11 protein-coding genes are annotated in these 16,549 nt (G+C 59.9%); 5 read left to right on the forward strand and 6 right to left on the reverse strand.

Annotated elements, in window-relative coordinates; genetic code table 11:
• Positions 1–3 precede the first annotated feature (3 nt).
• Positions 4–1,218, reverse strand: a complete 1,215-nt coding sequence (gene hemA, locus FHP24_RS23565) for a 5-aminolevulinate synthase (RefSeq protein ID WP_139678695.1) — start codon at positions 1,216–1,218, stop codon at positions 4–6.
• A gap of 392 nt (positions 1,219–1,610) precedes the next feature.
• On the opposite strand from hemA, the gene FHP24_RS23570 reads away from it, so the two are divergent.
• From FHP24_RS23570 to FHP24_RS23590, 5 genes are all read left to right on the forward strand, one after another.
• The gene (locus FHP24_RS23570; RefSeq protein ID WP_139678696.1) at positions 1,611–1,874 is read left to right on the forward strand and encodes a glycine zipper domain-containing protein; all 264 of its coding nucleotides are present in this window, start codon (positions 1,611–1,613) and stop codon (positions 1,872–1,874) included.
• Positions 1,875–2,061: 187 nt separating this feature from the next.
• Complete coding sequence (locus tag FHP24_RS23575; RefSeq protein WP_180356108.1) at positions 2,062–3,990, forward strand: autotransporter assembly complex protein TamA; 1,929 nt, start codon at positions 2,062–2,064, stop codon at positions 3,988–3,990.
• A gap of 18 nt (positions 3,991–4,008) precedes the next feature.
• On the forward strand, positions 4,009–8,505 hold the full coding sequence (locus tag FHP24_RS23580) for a translocation/assembly module TamB domain-containing protein (protein WP_139678698.1): 4,497 nt from the start codon (positions 4,009–4,011) through the stop codon (positions 8,503–8,505).
• 197 nt (positions 8,506–8,702) lie between these two features.
• On the forward strand, positions 8,703–9,182 hold the full coding sequence (locus FHP24_RS23585; protein WP_139678699.1) for a chemotaxis protein CheW: 480 nt from the start codon (positions 8,703–8,705) through the stop codon (positions 9,180–9,182).
• Positions 9,183–9,389: 207 nt separating this feature from the next.
• Positions 9,390–11,141, forward strand: a complete 1,752-nt coding sequence (locus FHP24_RS23590; protein WP_139678700.1) for a methyl-accepting chemotaxis protein — start codon at positions 9,390–9,392, stop codon at positions 11,139–11,141.
• Positions 11,142–11,185: 44 nt separating this feature from the next.
• On the opposite strand, the gene FHP24_RS23595 is transcribed toward FHP24_RS23590, so the two are convergent.
• The 5 genes from FHP24_RS23595 to FHP24_RS23615 form a co-directional block, all read right to left on the reverse strand.
• Positions 11,186–12,235, reverse strand: coding sequence for an aldo/keto reductase (locus FHP24_RS23595; protein ID WP_139678701.1), 1,050 nt, complete (start codon positions 12,233–12,235; stop codon positions 11,186–11,188).
• Between the two features lie 172 nt (positions 12,236–12,407).
• Positions 12,408–13,235 (reverse strand): formate dehydrogenase accessory sulfurtransferase FdhD, encoded by an 828-nt coding sequence (fdhD, locus tag FHP24_RS23600; RefSeq protein ID WP_139678702.1) that lies wholly within the window; start codon positions 13,233–13,235, stop codon positions 12,408–12,410.
• A 120-nt stretch (positions 13,236–13,355) separates the two neighbouring features.
• Positions 13,356–14,252, reverse strand: coding sequence for a LysR family transcriptional regulator (locus tag FHP24_RS23605; RefSeq protein WP_139678703.1), 897 nt, complete (start codon positions 14,250–14,252; stop codon positions 13,356–13,358).
• A gap of 91 nt (positions 14,253–14,343) precedes the next feature.
• Positions 14,344–15,276, reverse strand: a complete 933-nt coding sequence (locus FHP24_RS23610; protein ID WP_139678704.1) for an L-lactate dehydrogenase — start codon at positions 15,274–15,276, stop codon at positions 14,344–14,346.
• 59 nt (positions 15,277–15,335) lie between these two features.
• Positions 15,336–16,460, reverse strand: a complete 1,125-nt coding sequence (locus tag FHP24_RS23615; protein ID WP_139678705.1) for a mandelate racemase/muconate lactonizing enzyme family protein — start codon at positions 16,458–16,460, stop codon at positions 15,336–15,338.
• Between the last annotated feature and the right edge of the window lie 89 nt (positions 16,461–16,549).

Below are 16,549 nucleotides of genomic sequence, written 5' to 3' on the forward strand. Positions count from 1 at the left end.
ACCTCAGGCCACATGCCGTGCTAGCGCGCAGCGCGACCACATCTGGTGCAGCGAATTGACCAGATGTTCGAGGTCTGCATCGCTATGCAGCGGCGTTGGGGTGATGCGCAGGCGCTCGGTCTTGCGCGGAACCGTCGGATAATTAATCGGCTGCACATAGATATTGCAGGTATCGAGCAGGATATCCGAAATCCACTTGCACTTGGCAGCATCGCCGACCATGACCGGTACGATATGGCTTGGGTTCGGCATATGCGGAATGCCATGCTTGTCGAGCATGCCGCGCAGTTTGCGCACCCGTTCCTGATGTCGTGCCCGCTCCATCTGGCTTACTTTCAGATGCCGGATCGAGGCAATCGCGCCCGCTGCAAGCGTCGGCGGCAGGGCCGTGGTGAAGATGAAGCCGGACGCAAACGAGCGGATGAAATCGCACAGCGCCGTGGATGCGGTAATATAACCGCCCATGACGCCGAATGCCTTGCCGAGCGTCCCTTCGATGATGGTGATGCGATCCATCAGACCTTCGCGCTCGGCAATGCCGCCGCCGCGCGGACCGTACATGCCGACCGCATGGACTTCGTCCAGATAGGTCATCGCACCGTATTTGTCGGCGAGATCGCAGATCTCCTTGATCGGCGAAATATCGCCGTCCATCGAATAGACGCTCTCGAACGCGATCAGCTTCGGCGCCTTCGGATCGGCTGCCGCAAGCTTGGCTTCCAGATCTTCGAGATCGTTGTGTTTCCAGATCACCCGCTCGCACTTGCCGTGACGGATACCTTCGATCATCGAAGCGTGGTTCAAAGCGTCGGAGAAGATGATCAGGCCGGGAATCTTCTGGCCGAGCGTACCGAGCGTCGCCCAGTTCGACATGTAACCGGAATTGAAGATCAGGCCCGCTTCCTTGCCGTGCAGGTCTGCGAGTTCGCGTTCCAGAAGAACGTGGTAGTGAGTTGTGCCAGAAATATTCCGGGTGCCTCCCGCACCCGCGCCACAGTGATCTATGGCTTCGTGCATTGCGGAGATTACCGCCGGATGCTGGCCCATGCCGAGATAGTCATTGGAACACCAGACAGTGACGTCCTTCGTGCCGTCTGCGGTATGGTGCGTCGCGCGCGGAAAACTTCCGCGGTGTCGTTCGAGATCGGCAAATACGCGGTAACGGCCTTCCTGATGTAGTCCGTCCAGCTCGTTTTTGAAAAATGCCTCGAAATCCATGCTTACGCTCCAAAACCTGCGTCAGGCCTTTTTTTGATTTTTGCCAGCTTCGTCGTCAACCCGAAAGAGGCCGCATGCGCCTGCCTGCGGCAATAGGCCCATTTTAGATTTATTCCAATCCAAATCTTAGCGGTAGTGAAAATGTGAAGATTGACCCATGTCAAGCGCCTACCGAAAAACTGCTGACCAACCGAAAACGAGATCAGTAGATCAACTTCTGATTGAAGCGTTTATTTTCATGAATCCTGCAGGCCGCAATTTACTAACGATATCAGCTGCTCATCCAACAAAACGCAATACTCATATGGACTCTTTGCAAGCGAGAACTATTGTTCCAACGGAAATGTCGCACCATCAAAGATAGAAGCGACGAAATCAAACGGGAGAAAGCCATGAAGAAGGCTCTGTTATTATTGGTGCTCGGCGCATCGCTTGCAAGCTGCACAGCGACGGAACAGGGTGCAGGCATCGGCGCGGCATCCGGCGCCATCATCGGCGGCGTCGCGACCGGCAATGTCCGCGGAGCAGCGGTCGGCGGCGCAATTGGCGGTGTAGCCGGCGCCCTCATCGGCAACGTCTCCGAGCAGCCGGGCCAGTGCTACTATCGCGACCGCTACGGCCGCCGTTATGTTGACGATTGCCCACGCCGGTACTGATCGCGCCTTGATGACATAAAGTCAGATATTTCAAATATGTGGCCCCGAAGTCAGCTTCGGGGTCTTTTATTTCATCAAATGATCATGCAGCCGAGATCAAGGGTACCCCTTTTAGGATTTTGCGGGTACAGAGGTTTCGAGCGACCATGAGGGTCTTGACCGACAGCTGCGATAACTAAGTCTGCGTATGGAAAAGATAAAAGCTGGGAGGATGAGCGACTGGAGCAGCCGGCGGCAAAGCTTGGCCTGCTTGCTGGCTGGTAGCTTGGCTCTTTCGCCCGTATTTGCATCCGAAGCCCATGCGTTCAAGATTTTCGGCATCACCCTGTTCGGCGGCGACGAGGAAACAGTCGAGGTCATAGACCCCGTTCGTTACGAAGCAACGCTCGAGACGGGCGATGCCGACAGCGACCTTGCCGACCGGTTGAAATCCGCAGCCGCTCTCGTGAATGACGACAAACAACCGGTCTCCGGTGATCTTGGCATTACCGTCAAGGCGCGTGAGGACCGTGATCGTCTCGTCGCCGTTCTTTACGAGGAAGCCCGGTATGGCGGCATCGTCAAGATATCGATCGCCGGAACCGACATTGATCAGCTTCCCCCGAACCCTACCTTCGACCATTCCAAGCCAGTTCCAGTTACGGTGAATGTAACGCCCGGCCCCGAATTCAAGCTCGGTACGGTGCGTTTCGAGGGAGACGCGGCCGGCAGGAATCCCGCGGATTACGATCTTGAACCGGGCGGTGCGGCCGGCTCGCTGATCATTTTGAAAGCCGGCGAGAAGATCGTTCTCGATCTGAAGGAAGAAGGACGCCCGCTGGCGCACCCTCTTCAACGGCAGATCACGGCGGACCATGCCAGCAAGACGGTCAACGTGGTGCTTGGCGCCGTCGGCGGACCGGTTGCGCCATTCGGCACCGTCACGGTCAAGGGCGCCCGCGCCGTGAACCCGGACTTCATCCAACGTTATTCCCGCCTCGACCGGCGCGAACGCTACTCGCCCGAACAGCTGAAAAAAGCCTCAGAGCGCCTGCGCCAGCTCGGCGTCTTCTCGAGCATCACGATCCACGAGGCCGACAGCCTTGCCCCGGATGGTTCCTTGCCGCTTGCGATCGAGGTCTCCGAGGGCAAGTTCCGCTATTTCGGCTTCGGCCTGGAATATGCATCGACCGATGGTGCAGGTGTCCAAGGGTATTGGGGACATCGCAACCTGTTCGGCCAGGCGGAATCGCTGCGGTTCGAAGGCGCTGTTTCCGGCATCGGCGCGACGACGGACGTGACGACCTTCGATTACACTGCCGGCATCACCTTCACCAAGCCCGGCATCTACGTGCCGGAAGCGACCTTCATCTCCAAGCTCGAAGCCAAAAGCGAAAATCCGGACGATATCTACGAGGCCCAGTCGATCACCTATTCGGCCGGCATCGCTTATGAACTCAATCCAACGGACAAGATCACCGGCGGCGGTGAAATCTCCTATATCCGCGCCGACGACGCTTTTGGCCGCAATGACTACCTGACCTTCAGCCTGCCGGTATCCTTCGAACGCGACACAAGGGACAACAAGCTTGACCCTACCGAAGGCTATTACGGAACCGTCTCTGCAAAGCCGAGTTATGAAGCACTGAAAGGCAATATCTTCTCGTCATTCGAGGGTTCGATTTCCGGTTATTATGGCATTGGAGCAGAAGACAAGGTAGTTCTTGCTGCCCGACTGGCCGCCGGCTCCGTCGTCGGAACCGGCGACCTTCAGGATATACCGGTGACGCGCCGCTTCTATCAGGGCGGCGGCGGCTCGGTTCGTGGTTACAGCTATCGCGAGATATCGCCCTATAATAGCGATGGTGATGCGTTAGGTGGCCGCTCCTACATATTGGCGTCTTTCGAAACGCGCGTAAAAGTGTCAGAGAATATCGGCATCGTTCCGTTCCTCGACGTCGGAACGGTGACAACCGAAATCGTGCCTGATTTCTCTGATATCCGTGCGGGTGCAGGACTGGGATTGCGTTATGCAACACCCTTTGGCCCCATCCGCTTTGATTTCGCAGTTCCGCTCAAGCGCTATGACGGTGGAAATTCGTTCGGTATTTATGCTGGCATCGGCCAGGCGTTCTAAAGAGGCAGCAACACAACTATGACATTCATCGTCCGCCTTCTGAAATGGACATTGAGAGCCGCGATCGCGGCAATCGGCGTCCTTTTCGTCATGGCGCTCGGCGTTGTTCTCTTCGTCGCCTTTACGCCCGTGGGCGGCGATATCGCTGCCAGCCGCATATCATCGCTCGTGTCGACGCCCGATCGCTCGATCACCTTCTCGCGGCCGGAAGGCCTGCTGACGGGCGATCTCAGGATCGGCGCTCTGACGCTGTCCGACAGCAAGGGACCTTACGCCCAGATCAACGGCATCGAGATCGACTGGTCCCCGACCGCTTTGATCACCGGCGAATTCCGTGCCGACCGGATTACCGCAGGCGCGATCGACGTATATCGCCCGCCGGAACCGACAGCCGCAAAACCCGCTACGACCACAACCTCTTCTACAGGCACCACCCTGCCGGTCGGCATCCGGGTCGCACAACTCGACCTGCCGGACATCAACCTTGCTCAGGCATTGTCCGGCCGCGATTTCGCTCTATCGCTGAAGGGCTCGATCGACGCCACGGGGCCGAATATCTCGCTCGACCTTCAGGCAACCCGCAAGGACGAGCCGGATGCCAGGGCGCTGGCGGACATCGTCTATGCCCCGTCCGAAAACCGCCTGACGTTGAAGGCATCTGTTTCCGAGCCGGAAGGCGGGCTTCTCGCACGCCTGCTGAGACTGCCCGGCGCGCCGGCCGTAGAACTCGGCCTCGATGGCGAAGGCCCTCTGTCCAATTGGGCCGGCAAGCTGAGCGGAAATGTCGATGGCCAGCCGGTCATTTCCGTCGATGGACGGCATGTGCTGGTGGATAACGGCGGGCATCGCGTCGAGGTCAAGGGCGGCGGCCAGTTGGCCACGCTGATGCCGCCGGCATTGCGTGACCTGTTTGACGGCACGACCGACATCGATATCGCCGCAACCTACTCGAAATCGGGCCGCGTCGATTTCCAGCGCGGTCAGCTGACCTCGGGTGCAGTGCGTATTTCCGCCAAGGGCGCTTGGGATCCGAAGGGCGACAACAGCCTGACGGCAAGCCTTGCCGGCACCAAGGGTCCGGTCGAAGTCGCGTGGCCGATCAACGGCCAGCCGAGCCGCTTCTCACTCGAAACGCTGAACTTCACCCTGACCGGCGCTGCCGCTGCAGCCCGTTTCAATGCGACCGCATCGCTTCCCTATGCCGAGCTTCCGCAAGGGCGCTTCCGCCAGATCAGGCTTCAGGCGGAAAGCGAAGACCTCGATCTCATCGCACGGGCAGGCAGCATTCGCAGCCGCTTCACGGTGGGTGAACTGAATTTCGCCAATGCAGATCTGGCGCGCGTGGTCCGGGGTCCCGTCACGCTCGATGCACCGCTGCGCCTGGCGCCGCCCGCAATCGGGCTCGACGCCGCCACGTTCGAAAGTGCCGGTTTCAACGGTACGGTCAGCGGAGCCTACGACACCTCGAAACAGGCCGTCACCGGCAATTTCCGCATGTCGGCCAATCCGAGCATTCTGCCCCCATCGCTCAGCTCACGCTTCGAGGGCGCGATCGCGGCCGAAGGCTACGTAGATTTCGTCCAGAACGGGCGCATGAGCCTGGAAAACCTCGTCGTCAAGTCGAATGCCCTGGAAGCCCATGGCAATGTGTTGATGGAAAACGGCAACGTATCCGGCCGGCTTGCCGGTCGCTTGCCCGACATCAAACGCTGGCTCGGCGACGCAGAGGGTGCCGCAGGCTTCGACATTTCCGCAAAAGGTCCGCTAACCGGCGCCAATGTGAGAGCCGTCATCAATTCCGCCGAAGCCCGCCTTGCAGGCCGTAGGCTGGAAGACCTGAGCCTCGTGCTTGAAGGCACGGCTAATCCAGATGCGCCGCAAGGGCATCTATCGGTCAACGGCTCGATCGACAGCAAGCCGATCCGCATCAACAGCGACCTCGCGTCTGCCAATGGCGAGACACAGGCGCCAGCGATCAACGCCGAAATCGGCCCGAACAAACTGACGGGTGCCCTGACCTTCTCGCCCGAGTTCATGCCGTCCGGCCAGCTTCAGTTCGATTTCCCCGATGTTTCCCTGCTCGCGGCGCTTGCCGCCCAGCAGGCCCAGGGCGATCTGAAAGGCTCCGTCACCTTCAACCGCGAAGGCCAGACCACCGCCGCGATCATCAAGGCGAACGGTTCGGCGCTTCGGCGCGGAAATGCCGGCCTGCTGCAGCCGGCAATCGACCTGACCATTCCGGACATCAAGACGATTGCCGCACAAGGCTCGATCCGTGCCGCGCGCCTCGGAACCGACAGCATCTTTCTTGAAGGTCTGAATGTCGGACTGGACCATTCGGGCACGACCACAACGATCGACCTCTCCGCCAACTACGATGCGGCACCCTTGACGACGAAGGCGACGATCGAAACAGCAGGCGGCCTTGCGATAGGCCTGCAGAGTTTCGAGGCGACCCCGCGCAAAATCCCGGTGCGGCTGGAAAGCCCAAGCCGGATCGTCATCGAAAATGGCGGCGCACGCCTGTCGAACCTGACACTTGCGACCGGCACCGGCAGCGTTTCGGTGACGGGTACCGCGGGCTCGACGCTGGATGTCGCGGCGAAGATCAACGCCCTGCCGGCGAGCCTCCTCAACACTTTCCTGCCGACGATCCACGCGGCAGGCAATATTTCGGGTACGATCAATGCGACGGGCACCAGCTCGGCTCCCGCGATAAAATATGATCTAGAATGGAGTGATGCCCAGCTTCGCCAGATGCGCGACGCTGGCATCGGGCCGTTTCGCCTCTCTGCATCAGGCACATTTGCAAATGGCGCAGTTACACTAGAGGAAACCCGTGTCTCCGGCAGCGGCGGCATGGAGGTCACGGCCGATGGCAAGGTGCTTCTCAACGAAAACGGCGGTCCGGCACTGAACATCAATGCCCGCGCCAAGGCCATTCCCGCAAACATCGCCAACGCCTTCGTTCCGAACCTCGGCGCCCAGGGGATGATTTCCGGCACTGTGACCGCCACGGGTACGCCTCAGGCGCCCGCGGTTCGCTATAGTCTTCGCTGGGACAACGCAGCCGTCAGCCAGACCACGAGCGCCGGCGTTGCAGCCGTCGACATCACCGCCGAGGGAACGTTCCAAGACGGCCGGGTGACGGTTGATACGCGGCTTTCAGGTGGCGGTGGCATTGCTTTGTCGGGCGGCGGTACGGCCGTGATTACCGGTGACAGACCACTCAATCTCAAATTCTCCGGCAATGTTCCATTCTCGATCCTCGCCGGCCAGCTCGCAGCGCAGGGCTTCGTTCTGGAAGGCACCGGCAATGTCGATATCGCCGTTGGCGGCAACGCCGCATCACCGGCAATTACCGGCACGCTTGCGACATCAGGATCGCGGCTGATCGATGTCCGCAGAAACCTGGCAATCACCGGCCTGACCGCCAACGTCGCGCTGGACGGCAAGACGGCGCGACTATCGGGCATCTCGGGCTCTCTCTCGGGCGGAGGCACGGTTTCGGTAGACGGTACGGTCGGCATCGAGCCCGCATCCGGCTTCCCCGCAGACCTGACGATCAAACTGGCCAAAGCAAGTTATGCGGACGGCACGCTGTTTGCCGTGACCGCAGACGGAACCCTCACGTTCAAGGGGCCGGTCATGTCAGGCCCCACACTCGGCGGCGACATCACGCTGACCAAGGCCTCGATCACGGTTCCTGCCAAGCTGCCGACATCGCTGCGCTCCATCGATATCCGTCACCGCAATGCGCCGGCCGATGTTTTGCGGCAGATGGAAGAGATCCGGCCGAAACAGGCATCGGGCAGTTCCAACCCCATCAAGCTCGAGTTGAAGGTCCGCGCACCGAACGGCATCTTCGTGCGTGGCCGTGGCATCGATGCGGAACTCGGCGGAGACCTGACTGTCGCGGGAACGGCGATCGCGCCGCAGGTATCCGGCGGCTTTGAGATGCGTCGTGGCCGTATCATCATTCTGACCAAGCGCCTCGATTTCACCAATGGCGATATCACCTTCGGCGGCGGCCTTATTCCTGTTCTCAACATGGCGGCCGATACGACCTCGGGCACGACGACCATCACCGTCGGCGTAACCGGAATGGCCGATGATCCGACGATCGCTTTCACGTCATCCCCTGCCTTGCCGCAGGATGAAGTTCTGGCGCAGCTGATCTTCGGCCAGTCCATGTCGCGGCTCTCGCCCCTGCAGATCGCCCAACTGGCGGATGCGGTCAGCCAGCTGGCCGGCGGCGGCTCGACATCGCTGTTGCAAACGCTGCGCAGCAATCTCGGCGTCGACGATCTGGACGTCAATACGGATGCGACGGGCCAGACCACCGTTTCGGTCGGCCGCTACATCAACAACCGCACCTATCTCCAGGTCGAACAAGGCGGCGAAGGCGGCGCCCAGGCGACCATCAATCTCGATGTCGGTCGCGGTGTGAAGCTCAAGGCTGGCGCGGGTACCGAAGGCGGCAAGGCCGGTATCTTCTACGAGAAGGAATATTGAGGCGCATCAGCGCCCGATAGTCCGCGCTTTTGCGTTCCATGATTTATGTTTGAGCAATAATCCTCGGTTAAAGTCGGCATCGCGCGATCTGAGATTCGCCGTGCTTCGGCGCCGGACCGCGACGTGATGAAGATTTACGCCTGAATTGTCAGGCGCAGTGATCGTCGCGCAGGCAACGGAAAGCTGGGGCATTTTTGATGGCAACCACGATCAATTCTACAATGTATAGCGGCGAAATGCTTGAGATCATCGCCTTCCGTCTTCACGATCAGGAATTCTGCGTCAAGACGACGACGATCCGCGAAATCCGCGGCTGGGCACCGTCCACCCCTCTGCCGCATGCGCCGAAGGATGTGATCGGCGTCATGAACCTGCGCGGTTCGGTCATCCCGATCATCGATCTGGCCTATAAGCTCGGCATGAAGAGCACGGTTGCCAATGAACGCAGCGCCATCGTCGTTGCCGAAGTCCATAACATGGTCATCGGCATGCTTGTCGACCGCGTCTCCGACATCCTGACCATTCCGTCGAGCCAGGTTCAGCCGGTTCCGGAAGTCTCCGCATCCTTCGACAAGTCCTTCTCCGAAGGCATCATCGCCAACGAGAACGGCATGATCTGCTTCCTGAACCTCTCCAAGATGTTCAAGGGCAGCGAGATGGAAGAGATTGCTGCCTGAGCGCAGTCCATCCGATATAAAGCAAGTTCAAGAGCCGCAGAAATGCGGCTCTTATTGTTTGCGGGCTAATAATTGTATTTTTAATAAAGATCGCATTAATTTTTTAATGTCCTAATATAAGTGGAAGTTCAGCGTCTTGGACGAATACGCGGCTTCCGCTGACTATGTGGCAGTAGCCGCCAAAAGGCTACGTCTGAGGGACATTCCATGCTGGGACTGGGCAAGTCGGCAGGTGCATTAGACATTCTCGCCGCGATATCGCGATCGCAGGCAGTCATCGAATTCGATCTTGGCGGAAACATTCTCAACGCCAATCCCAACTTTTGCGAAGCGCTGGGTTATTCGCTGCAGGAGATAAAGGGCAAGCATCACCGCATCTTCTGCGATGCGGATTACGCCGCATCGGCCGAATACAAGGTCTTCTGGGCCAACCTTGCCGCCGGCAGCTTCGACGCCAGGGAATACAAGCGGATCACCAAATCAGGACGCGAGATCTGGATCCAGGCCTCCTACAATCCTGTTTCGCGCGGCGGCAAACCTTACAAGGTCATCAAGATCGCGACCGATATCACGGCAGCGAAGATCAAAGCCGTGGAGGACGCAAGCAAGCTCTCCGCCATCAGCCGTTCGCAGGCCGTCATCGAGTTCGCACCGGACGGCACCATTCTCGAGGCCAACGAAAACTTCTGCGCCGGGCTGGGTTATGATCTGTCGGAGATCAAGGGCAAGCACCACCGGATGTTCTGCGAACCCGGTTATGCCGCATCCAGGGAATATGCCGAATTCTGGCCGCGCCTCGCCAATGGAGAATTCATCGCCGACGAATTCGTCCGTTACGGCAAGGGTGGCAAGGAAATCTGGATCCAGGCGGCCTATAATCCGATCGTCGATCTGCACGGCAAGGTCTCAAAGGTGGTGAAATTCGCCACCGACGTGACACCGCGCATGAGCGCCATCGGCCTGCTCGGCAGCGGTCTTCGCGATCTGGCGGATGGCAAGCTCGATCAGTCTATCGATACCCGCTTCGTCCCCAGCATGGAATCGACCCGTCAGGACTTCAACTCGGTCGCCGCCAAACTGCGCGACGCCATGAAGCTGGTCGCCCAAAACGCCTCCGGCATAGCCTCCGCATCGAGCGAAATCCGGGACGCCTCGCAGGAACTGGCAAAGCGCACCGAACAGCAGGCGGCATCGCTGGAAGAGGCCGCAGCCGCACTCGAAGAGATCACCCGCACGGTCAGCGATTCCAGCAATCGCGCCGAGGAAGCCGGGCGGCTCGTCACAAGTACCCGCCAGAATGCCGAACAATCCGGTCTTGTTGTCCAGCAGGCGATCTCCGCCATGGACGAGATCGCCAAATCGTCGAACGAGATCACCAACATCATCGGCGTCATCGACGACATCGCCTTCCAGACCAACCTGTTGGCGCTGAATGCGGGCGTCGAAGCGGCCCGTGCAGGCGAGGCCGGCAAGGGATTTGCGGTCGTCGCACAGGAAGTGCGTGAACTGGCACAGCGCTCAGCCAAGGCCGCCAAGGAGATCAAGACGCTGATCAACACCTCCAGCCATCAGGTCTCGGGCGGTGTCGAACTCGTCGGCCGGACGGGAAACTCGTTGCGGGATATTTTGGGCCAGGTCGCCAGCATTCATGAAAACGTCTCCGCCATTGTCGAGGCCTCCCGCGAACAGGCGTCGAGCCTGCGCGAGATCAGCCAGGCGGTGAACCACATGGATCAGGCGACCCAGCAGAACGCCGCCATGGTGGAAGAGACGACCGCGGCAAGCCACTCTCTGGCAAGCGAGGCCGAAAGCCTGCGCGGCTTGCTGATGCAGTTTGATATCGGCGCCGAGGCTGCAGCCATGTCTCGGCCAACCACTCAAACGGCCTACGCCAACACAGCCTCGCTGCGCATGGCCCATGCCAATCTCAAACAGGCAGCGGGTTGGCAGGATTTCTAAACTGAAACGGATAAAGGGAGGCCGGTCCGGCCTCCCTCTGTTTCTCAATCCTTCGCTTCGAACGGAGTCGGACGCCGACCAGCACCCTGCCGCTCCAGCATCCAGCCCGGATATTCCGGCATCAATGCGCTGACTTCGTCGAGCTTCTTCAAATCCTCAGCATCAAGCTTGACGGAAACAGCCTTCAGATTTTCATCTAGCTGTTCGATCCGCTTTGCCCCGATGATGACGCTGGTCACGAAAGGCTTGGCGAGGATATAGGCAAGCGCCACGGCGGCGACGCTTGTCTCGTGCTTGGCTGCAATCTCCCGCATTGCCGCGACACACGCCCAGGCGCGATAATTGTCGACCGGCGGGAAGTCGAATTCCTGACGCCGGCCTTCGCCATTCCCCGGCGCGCCGGGGCCGTATTTGCCCGACAGCAGACCACCGGCCAGCGGCGACCACACCATCAGGCCGAGCTTTTCTTCCTGCATCAGCGGCACGATTTCACGTTCCAGATCACGGCCGGCAATCGAATAATAGGATTGCACCGTCTCGAACCGGGCAAAACCGCGACGCTCCGAAATGCCGATCGCCTTGGCGATCCGCCATGCCGCCCAGTTGGACAGGCCGATATAGCGAACCAGCCCGCGTGAGACGAGATCGTCCAGCGCCCTCAGCGTCTCGTCGATCGGTGTGACGGTGTCGGTGCCATGGATCTGGTAGAGATCGATATGGTCGACCTGCAGCCGCTCCAGGCTTTGCTCGACCGAATCCATGATATGCCCGCGCGATGCACCCCGGTCATTGGGCTTGTCGCCCATCTGCCCGAGAAACTTGGTCGCGATCACGATGTCCTTGCGCGCCACGCCGATATTGCGGATTGCTTGTCCGAGAATGCGCTCCGAATTGCCGAACGAATAGACATCGGCCGTATCGACGAAATTGACGCCTGCCTTTACCGAGCGATCAAGTATCCGATCTGCGGTATCCTGATCGACGCCGGCGATCTTGCCCCACAGCGCCGCGCTGTCGGCTTCGCCGAAGGTCATCGTGCCGAGGCATAGTTCCGATACGAACAGCCCTGTATTGCCCAATTGATTGTATCGCATGAACGGCTCCATCTGGGAGATATATGATTTGAATGAGGTGGTGCCCCTGCCGCAGGATGACGCATTCCGCGAAAGGCACGGGCACACTCATAACCGACGTTGACCTGCCTGGCAAGCAAACGGAGGGTCCTCCGATTAAAAAACCGGAATATAGCGGTATTTTATCCCGGCATCAGGCGACGTCGGCAGCAGATCCTATCGCAATACGCTCCGCGCCGGCAAATATCTCGAAATCCTCGCTACGTGTCAGCGCGACGAGGGTGATGCCTGCCTCCTCCGCCGTGCGAATGGCGAGAGCGGTCGGCGCAGAAATAGCCACGAGCGTCGAACTTCCAAGTATTGCAGTCTTCTGCACCATCTCGACCGAGATACGGCTGGTGACGGCAACGATGCCTTGGCTACCCTCGCGCCCGGCTCGCATCACCGCACCAGCCAGCTTGTCGAGCGCATTATGCCGGCCGACATCCTCGCGAACGGCAATCAATCCCTCGCCGGGAATGAAAAATCCTGCACCGTGAACCGCATGTGTCTCGGCATGCAACGGCTGCGCACCGTTCAAGGCAGCCATCGCAGCCGTGATATCCTCGGGTGTCAGCGTCATCTGGACATGGCTGACATCGGGCACAACACGCATCGCCTGCTCTATCGATTCTATACCGCACAATCCGCAGCCCACCGGACCGGCCATATGCCGCCGCCGGGCGCGCAGCGCATCCTCCTTGTTTTCAGCAAGCCGAACCTGCACATCGAGCCCCTGCCCTTCTTCCAGAACCGTGACCTCCTCGATCTCGGCCATGGAAGTGATGATGCCTTCGGTCAGGCTGAAACCTATGGCAAAATCCTCCAGATCAGCCGGCGTGCCCATCATCACGGCATGGGTGGAACCGCCATAGGAGAAGGCGATCGGAACTTCCTCAGGCACCGAACGCGATCCCGCTCGAACAACGCCATTGCGGCGAATGATTTCCTGCGCGACAGTCGTCGTTCTGAAGCCGCTCATCGGCTCTCCTCGATTGCTTCGTCGATGCATTCTACGTGCTGTCCGTCAAAGGCACCACTATCATGTAATGTCTCTGCCATGGATCAACAGCCACAGACCGCCACCCGCAGATGTGGAAATTTACGTCTCCGTCTTGTCCAAACCGAGGCCTCTCGCCTCATGCAGAAGCGCGGAGACCAGAGGCGTAAACGGCTCCCGGTATGGAGCGACAAGCCCCACCATGTGTCTTGCTTCCGGCTCGACGATGGGGATCGTGCGAAGTCCCTGTGTAAACCCGAAGGATTTGGCGACATTGCGCGGCATGATGCTCGCCCAACGCCCGGTCGCCACATGCGACAGCAGCACGACCATCGAATTCGACTCGAGCATAGGCGTGATCGACACGCCCGCATTGGCCAGGTGCTGGTTGATGATCCTTCGGTTCTGCATGTCCGGCGTCAGCAGGCACAGCCGGATATTTGCCATCTCGGCCCAGGTCACGGTGTCCCTGTCGGCATGCGGCGTCCCCTCGGCCGTTACAAGCGTATAATCTTCGGAGTAAAGTGGAACGCTGGTCACACGCCCGAGCGGTTCATTGTCCAGATAGGTAATCCCGGCATCGATCTCGAAATCGTCGAGCTGCGAAAGCACCTGCAGGGAATTGCGCGAGACGACCGAGAAGGTCACGTTCGGATGTTTCTCCTGAAACGGCTCCGTCAGTCGCGGCACCATGGCAAGCGCCGTGGGGATGACGGCAAGCCGGATATGCCCGGCCAGCCCCTTGCGCGCTGCCCGCATTTCCTCACGCATCGTCCTTGCGTCACCGACGATGCGTTTTGCCCATTCCAGAACCCGCTGACCTTCCGGCGTCAGCCCCTGATAGCGGGAGCCACGCACGACGAGCTGTACGCCGAGCTGCTCTTCCAGCTGACGGATAGCGGCAGACAGAGAAGGCTGGGCAATGCCGCATTCCTCTGCGGCGCGCCCGAAATGCTCCTCCCGGACCAGAACGATAAAGAATTCGAGCTTGTCGATCATGCCGGCATTCCGCCTTCGGTAACATTCCCAAGGAATGTCTACCGGCTTCCGCCTCAGTGTACCAGCCGCCGACTACGGACGTCTGCCCAGTTCACAATCCAAGCGAATTGGACAGGTCCTTCAACATCCGGGCGCTGCGTTTCAAGGCCTCGAATTCTTCGTGATCGAGATCCGGCAGCAGATCCGCCGTTACACCCCGTGCGCCGACCACGCGGGGCAGGGACAGGGTGACGTTATCGACACCGGCCACATGCGCCGTCTGGATCGAAACCGAAAGCACCGAGCCTTCGTCGCGCGTGATCGCCCTGACGATGCGGGCGATACCGGCACCGATGCCGTAATAGGTCGCCCCCTTGCCCTCGATGATCTTGTAGGCGGCGTTGCGTACGTCATGGTCGATCGCCTTGCGCACCTCTTCGGTGACCGGCTTGCCCAGTTGCGCCGCAAAGGAGACGAGATCGGCAGAACCCGCGACCGCACCCGACCATGCCAGAACTTCGCTGTCACCATGTTCGCCGATGACGAAGGCTGGGATGGATTGCGGCGAGATTTCCATGTGCCGGGCAAGCAGGCTGCGGAAGCGGGCCGTATCGAGGATCGTACCGGAGCCAATCACCCTATGCGGCGGCAGACCGGAAATGCTGGCCGTAATATGGGTGATGATATCGACCGGATTGGCAGCGACCAGCAGGATAGGATCAGGCACGACGGCGAGAATTTCGCTGACGATGCTGCGGATGACAGCCGTATTGCGCCCCAGAAGTTCGAGCCTGCTCTCCCCCGGCCTCTGGCCGACGCCGGCCGACAACACGACGATACCGGCACCGGCGAGATCCGCATAACCGCCAGCCCTCACCCGCGTCGCAGACATGAACGGCACGGCATGCGAAATGTCCTCGGCCTGCGCGACTGCGAGCGCTTCGTTTTTGTCGACGAATACGATTTCATTGGCGTAACCGGCAATTGCGAGCGCAAAACCCGCCGAACTGCCGACCATACCTGCCCCGACAATACCTATCTTCATAACAATAACTCCGTGAAAGCCCGACCATACCAGTTCGGCATCACGGTGCCATGCCGAAATCAGCCGATCCGTGTGGCCTTAAGACGCTCCTCGTCCAGCACCACGCCGAGGCCCGGCACATTCCCCAATTCCAGCCAGCCGTGACTGTGCTTCAGCGACGAGACCATCGGATAATCCCTTCGCGCCTCGCTCCATTCGGGATTGTCGTAGGGATATTCGAGAAACGGCGCATCGCCGGCGCCAGCCGTCAGATGCGCGTTGGCCAGCACGCCGATCCCGTTTGTCCAGCTGTGCGGGGTGAACATCACTCCCGCTTCGCGCGCCTGATAGACCAGTCGCCGGCAACCGGTAATGCCGCCGACCAGCGCCACGTCCGGCTGGATCACGTCGAAGGCGCGTTCCTCGATGATGTCGCGGAATTCGTAAAGCTCGCGGGTCATTTCGCCACCGGCAATCCTCACCGAAGTCGCCTCCTTCAAGGCCTTCATGCCCTTGCGGTCGGAACGGAACAGCGGTTCCTCCATCCAGTAGATGTCGAGCTTTTCCAGTTCCTTCGCCACGGAAAGCGCATCCTTGAAGGTCCAGGCGAGTGTCGTATCCCACGGCATACGCCAGCCCTGATTGCAGTCGACCATCAGCTCCAGCTTCGTCCCCACCCGCGCACGGATCGCTTCCAATGCCTTCACGTCGTCGCGCCATCCGGAGCGCCCTCCCGACGAAGACGAGAAGCGCACCTTCATCGCCGGAAAACCTTCCCCGACATAACGTTCCGCTTGATCCGCCATGGCGGAAGGATCACGTAATACGCCGGAGGATGCATAAAGCCGTACCCTGTCGGATCGTCCGCCCAGCATCCGCCAAACCGGCTCGCCGGTGATCTTGCCGGAAAGGTCCCACAGCGCCAGATCCATCGGCCAGCAGCGGCCATAGTGGAAATTGATATGCGACAGAACCTCGTAATGCCGCTCCAGATGCCGCGGATCCTGCCCGATGAACAAATCCTCGTGCCCCTCGAACCCTTTCATCAGATCGCCTGACCCAATCCCTTCGCGCCCCTCGTCATCCCTCACCCGCACGATCGTCGCATCGAAATGGTTGCGCGCCCGCCCGTCCCAGCTCGCCTTGAACGGCGGATCGAGGGGCAGGCGGTGATAGGAGATGTCGATGGATGTGATACGGCTCATGAAACCCGGCTCCTCGTAATGTCCACAGGCGGTTGCCCTTATCGCGTCGCAAGAGACCCCCATCATCCGCCTGCCGGCACGGAAGGAAC

The sequence above is a fragment of the Aliirhizobium smilacinae genome (assembly GCF_006335145.1).
GTDB classification, from domain to species: Bacteria; Pseudomonadota; Alphaproteobacteria; order Rhizobiales; family Rhizobiaceae; genus Neorhizobium; species Neorhizobium smilacinae.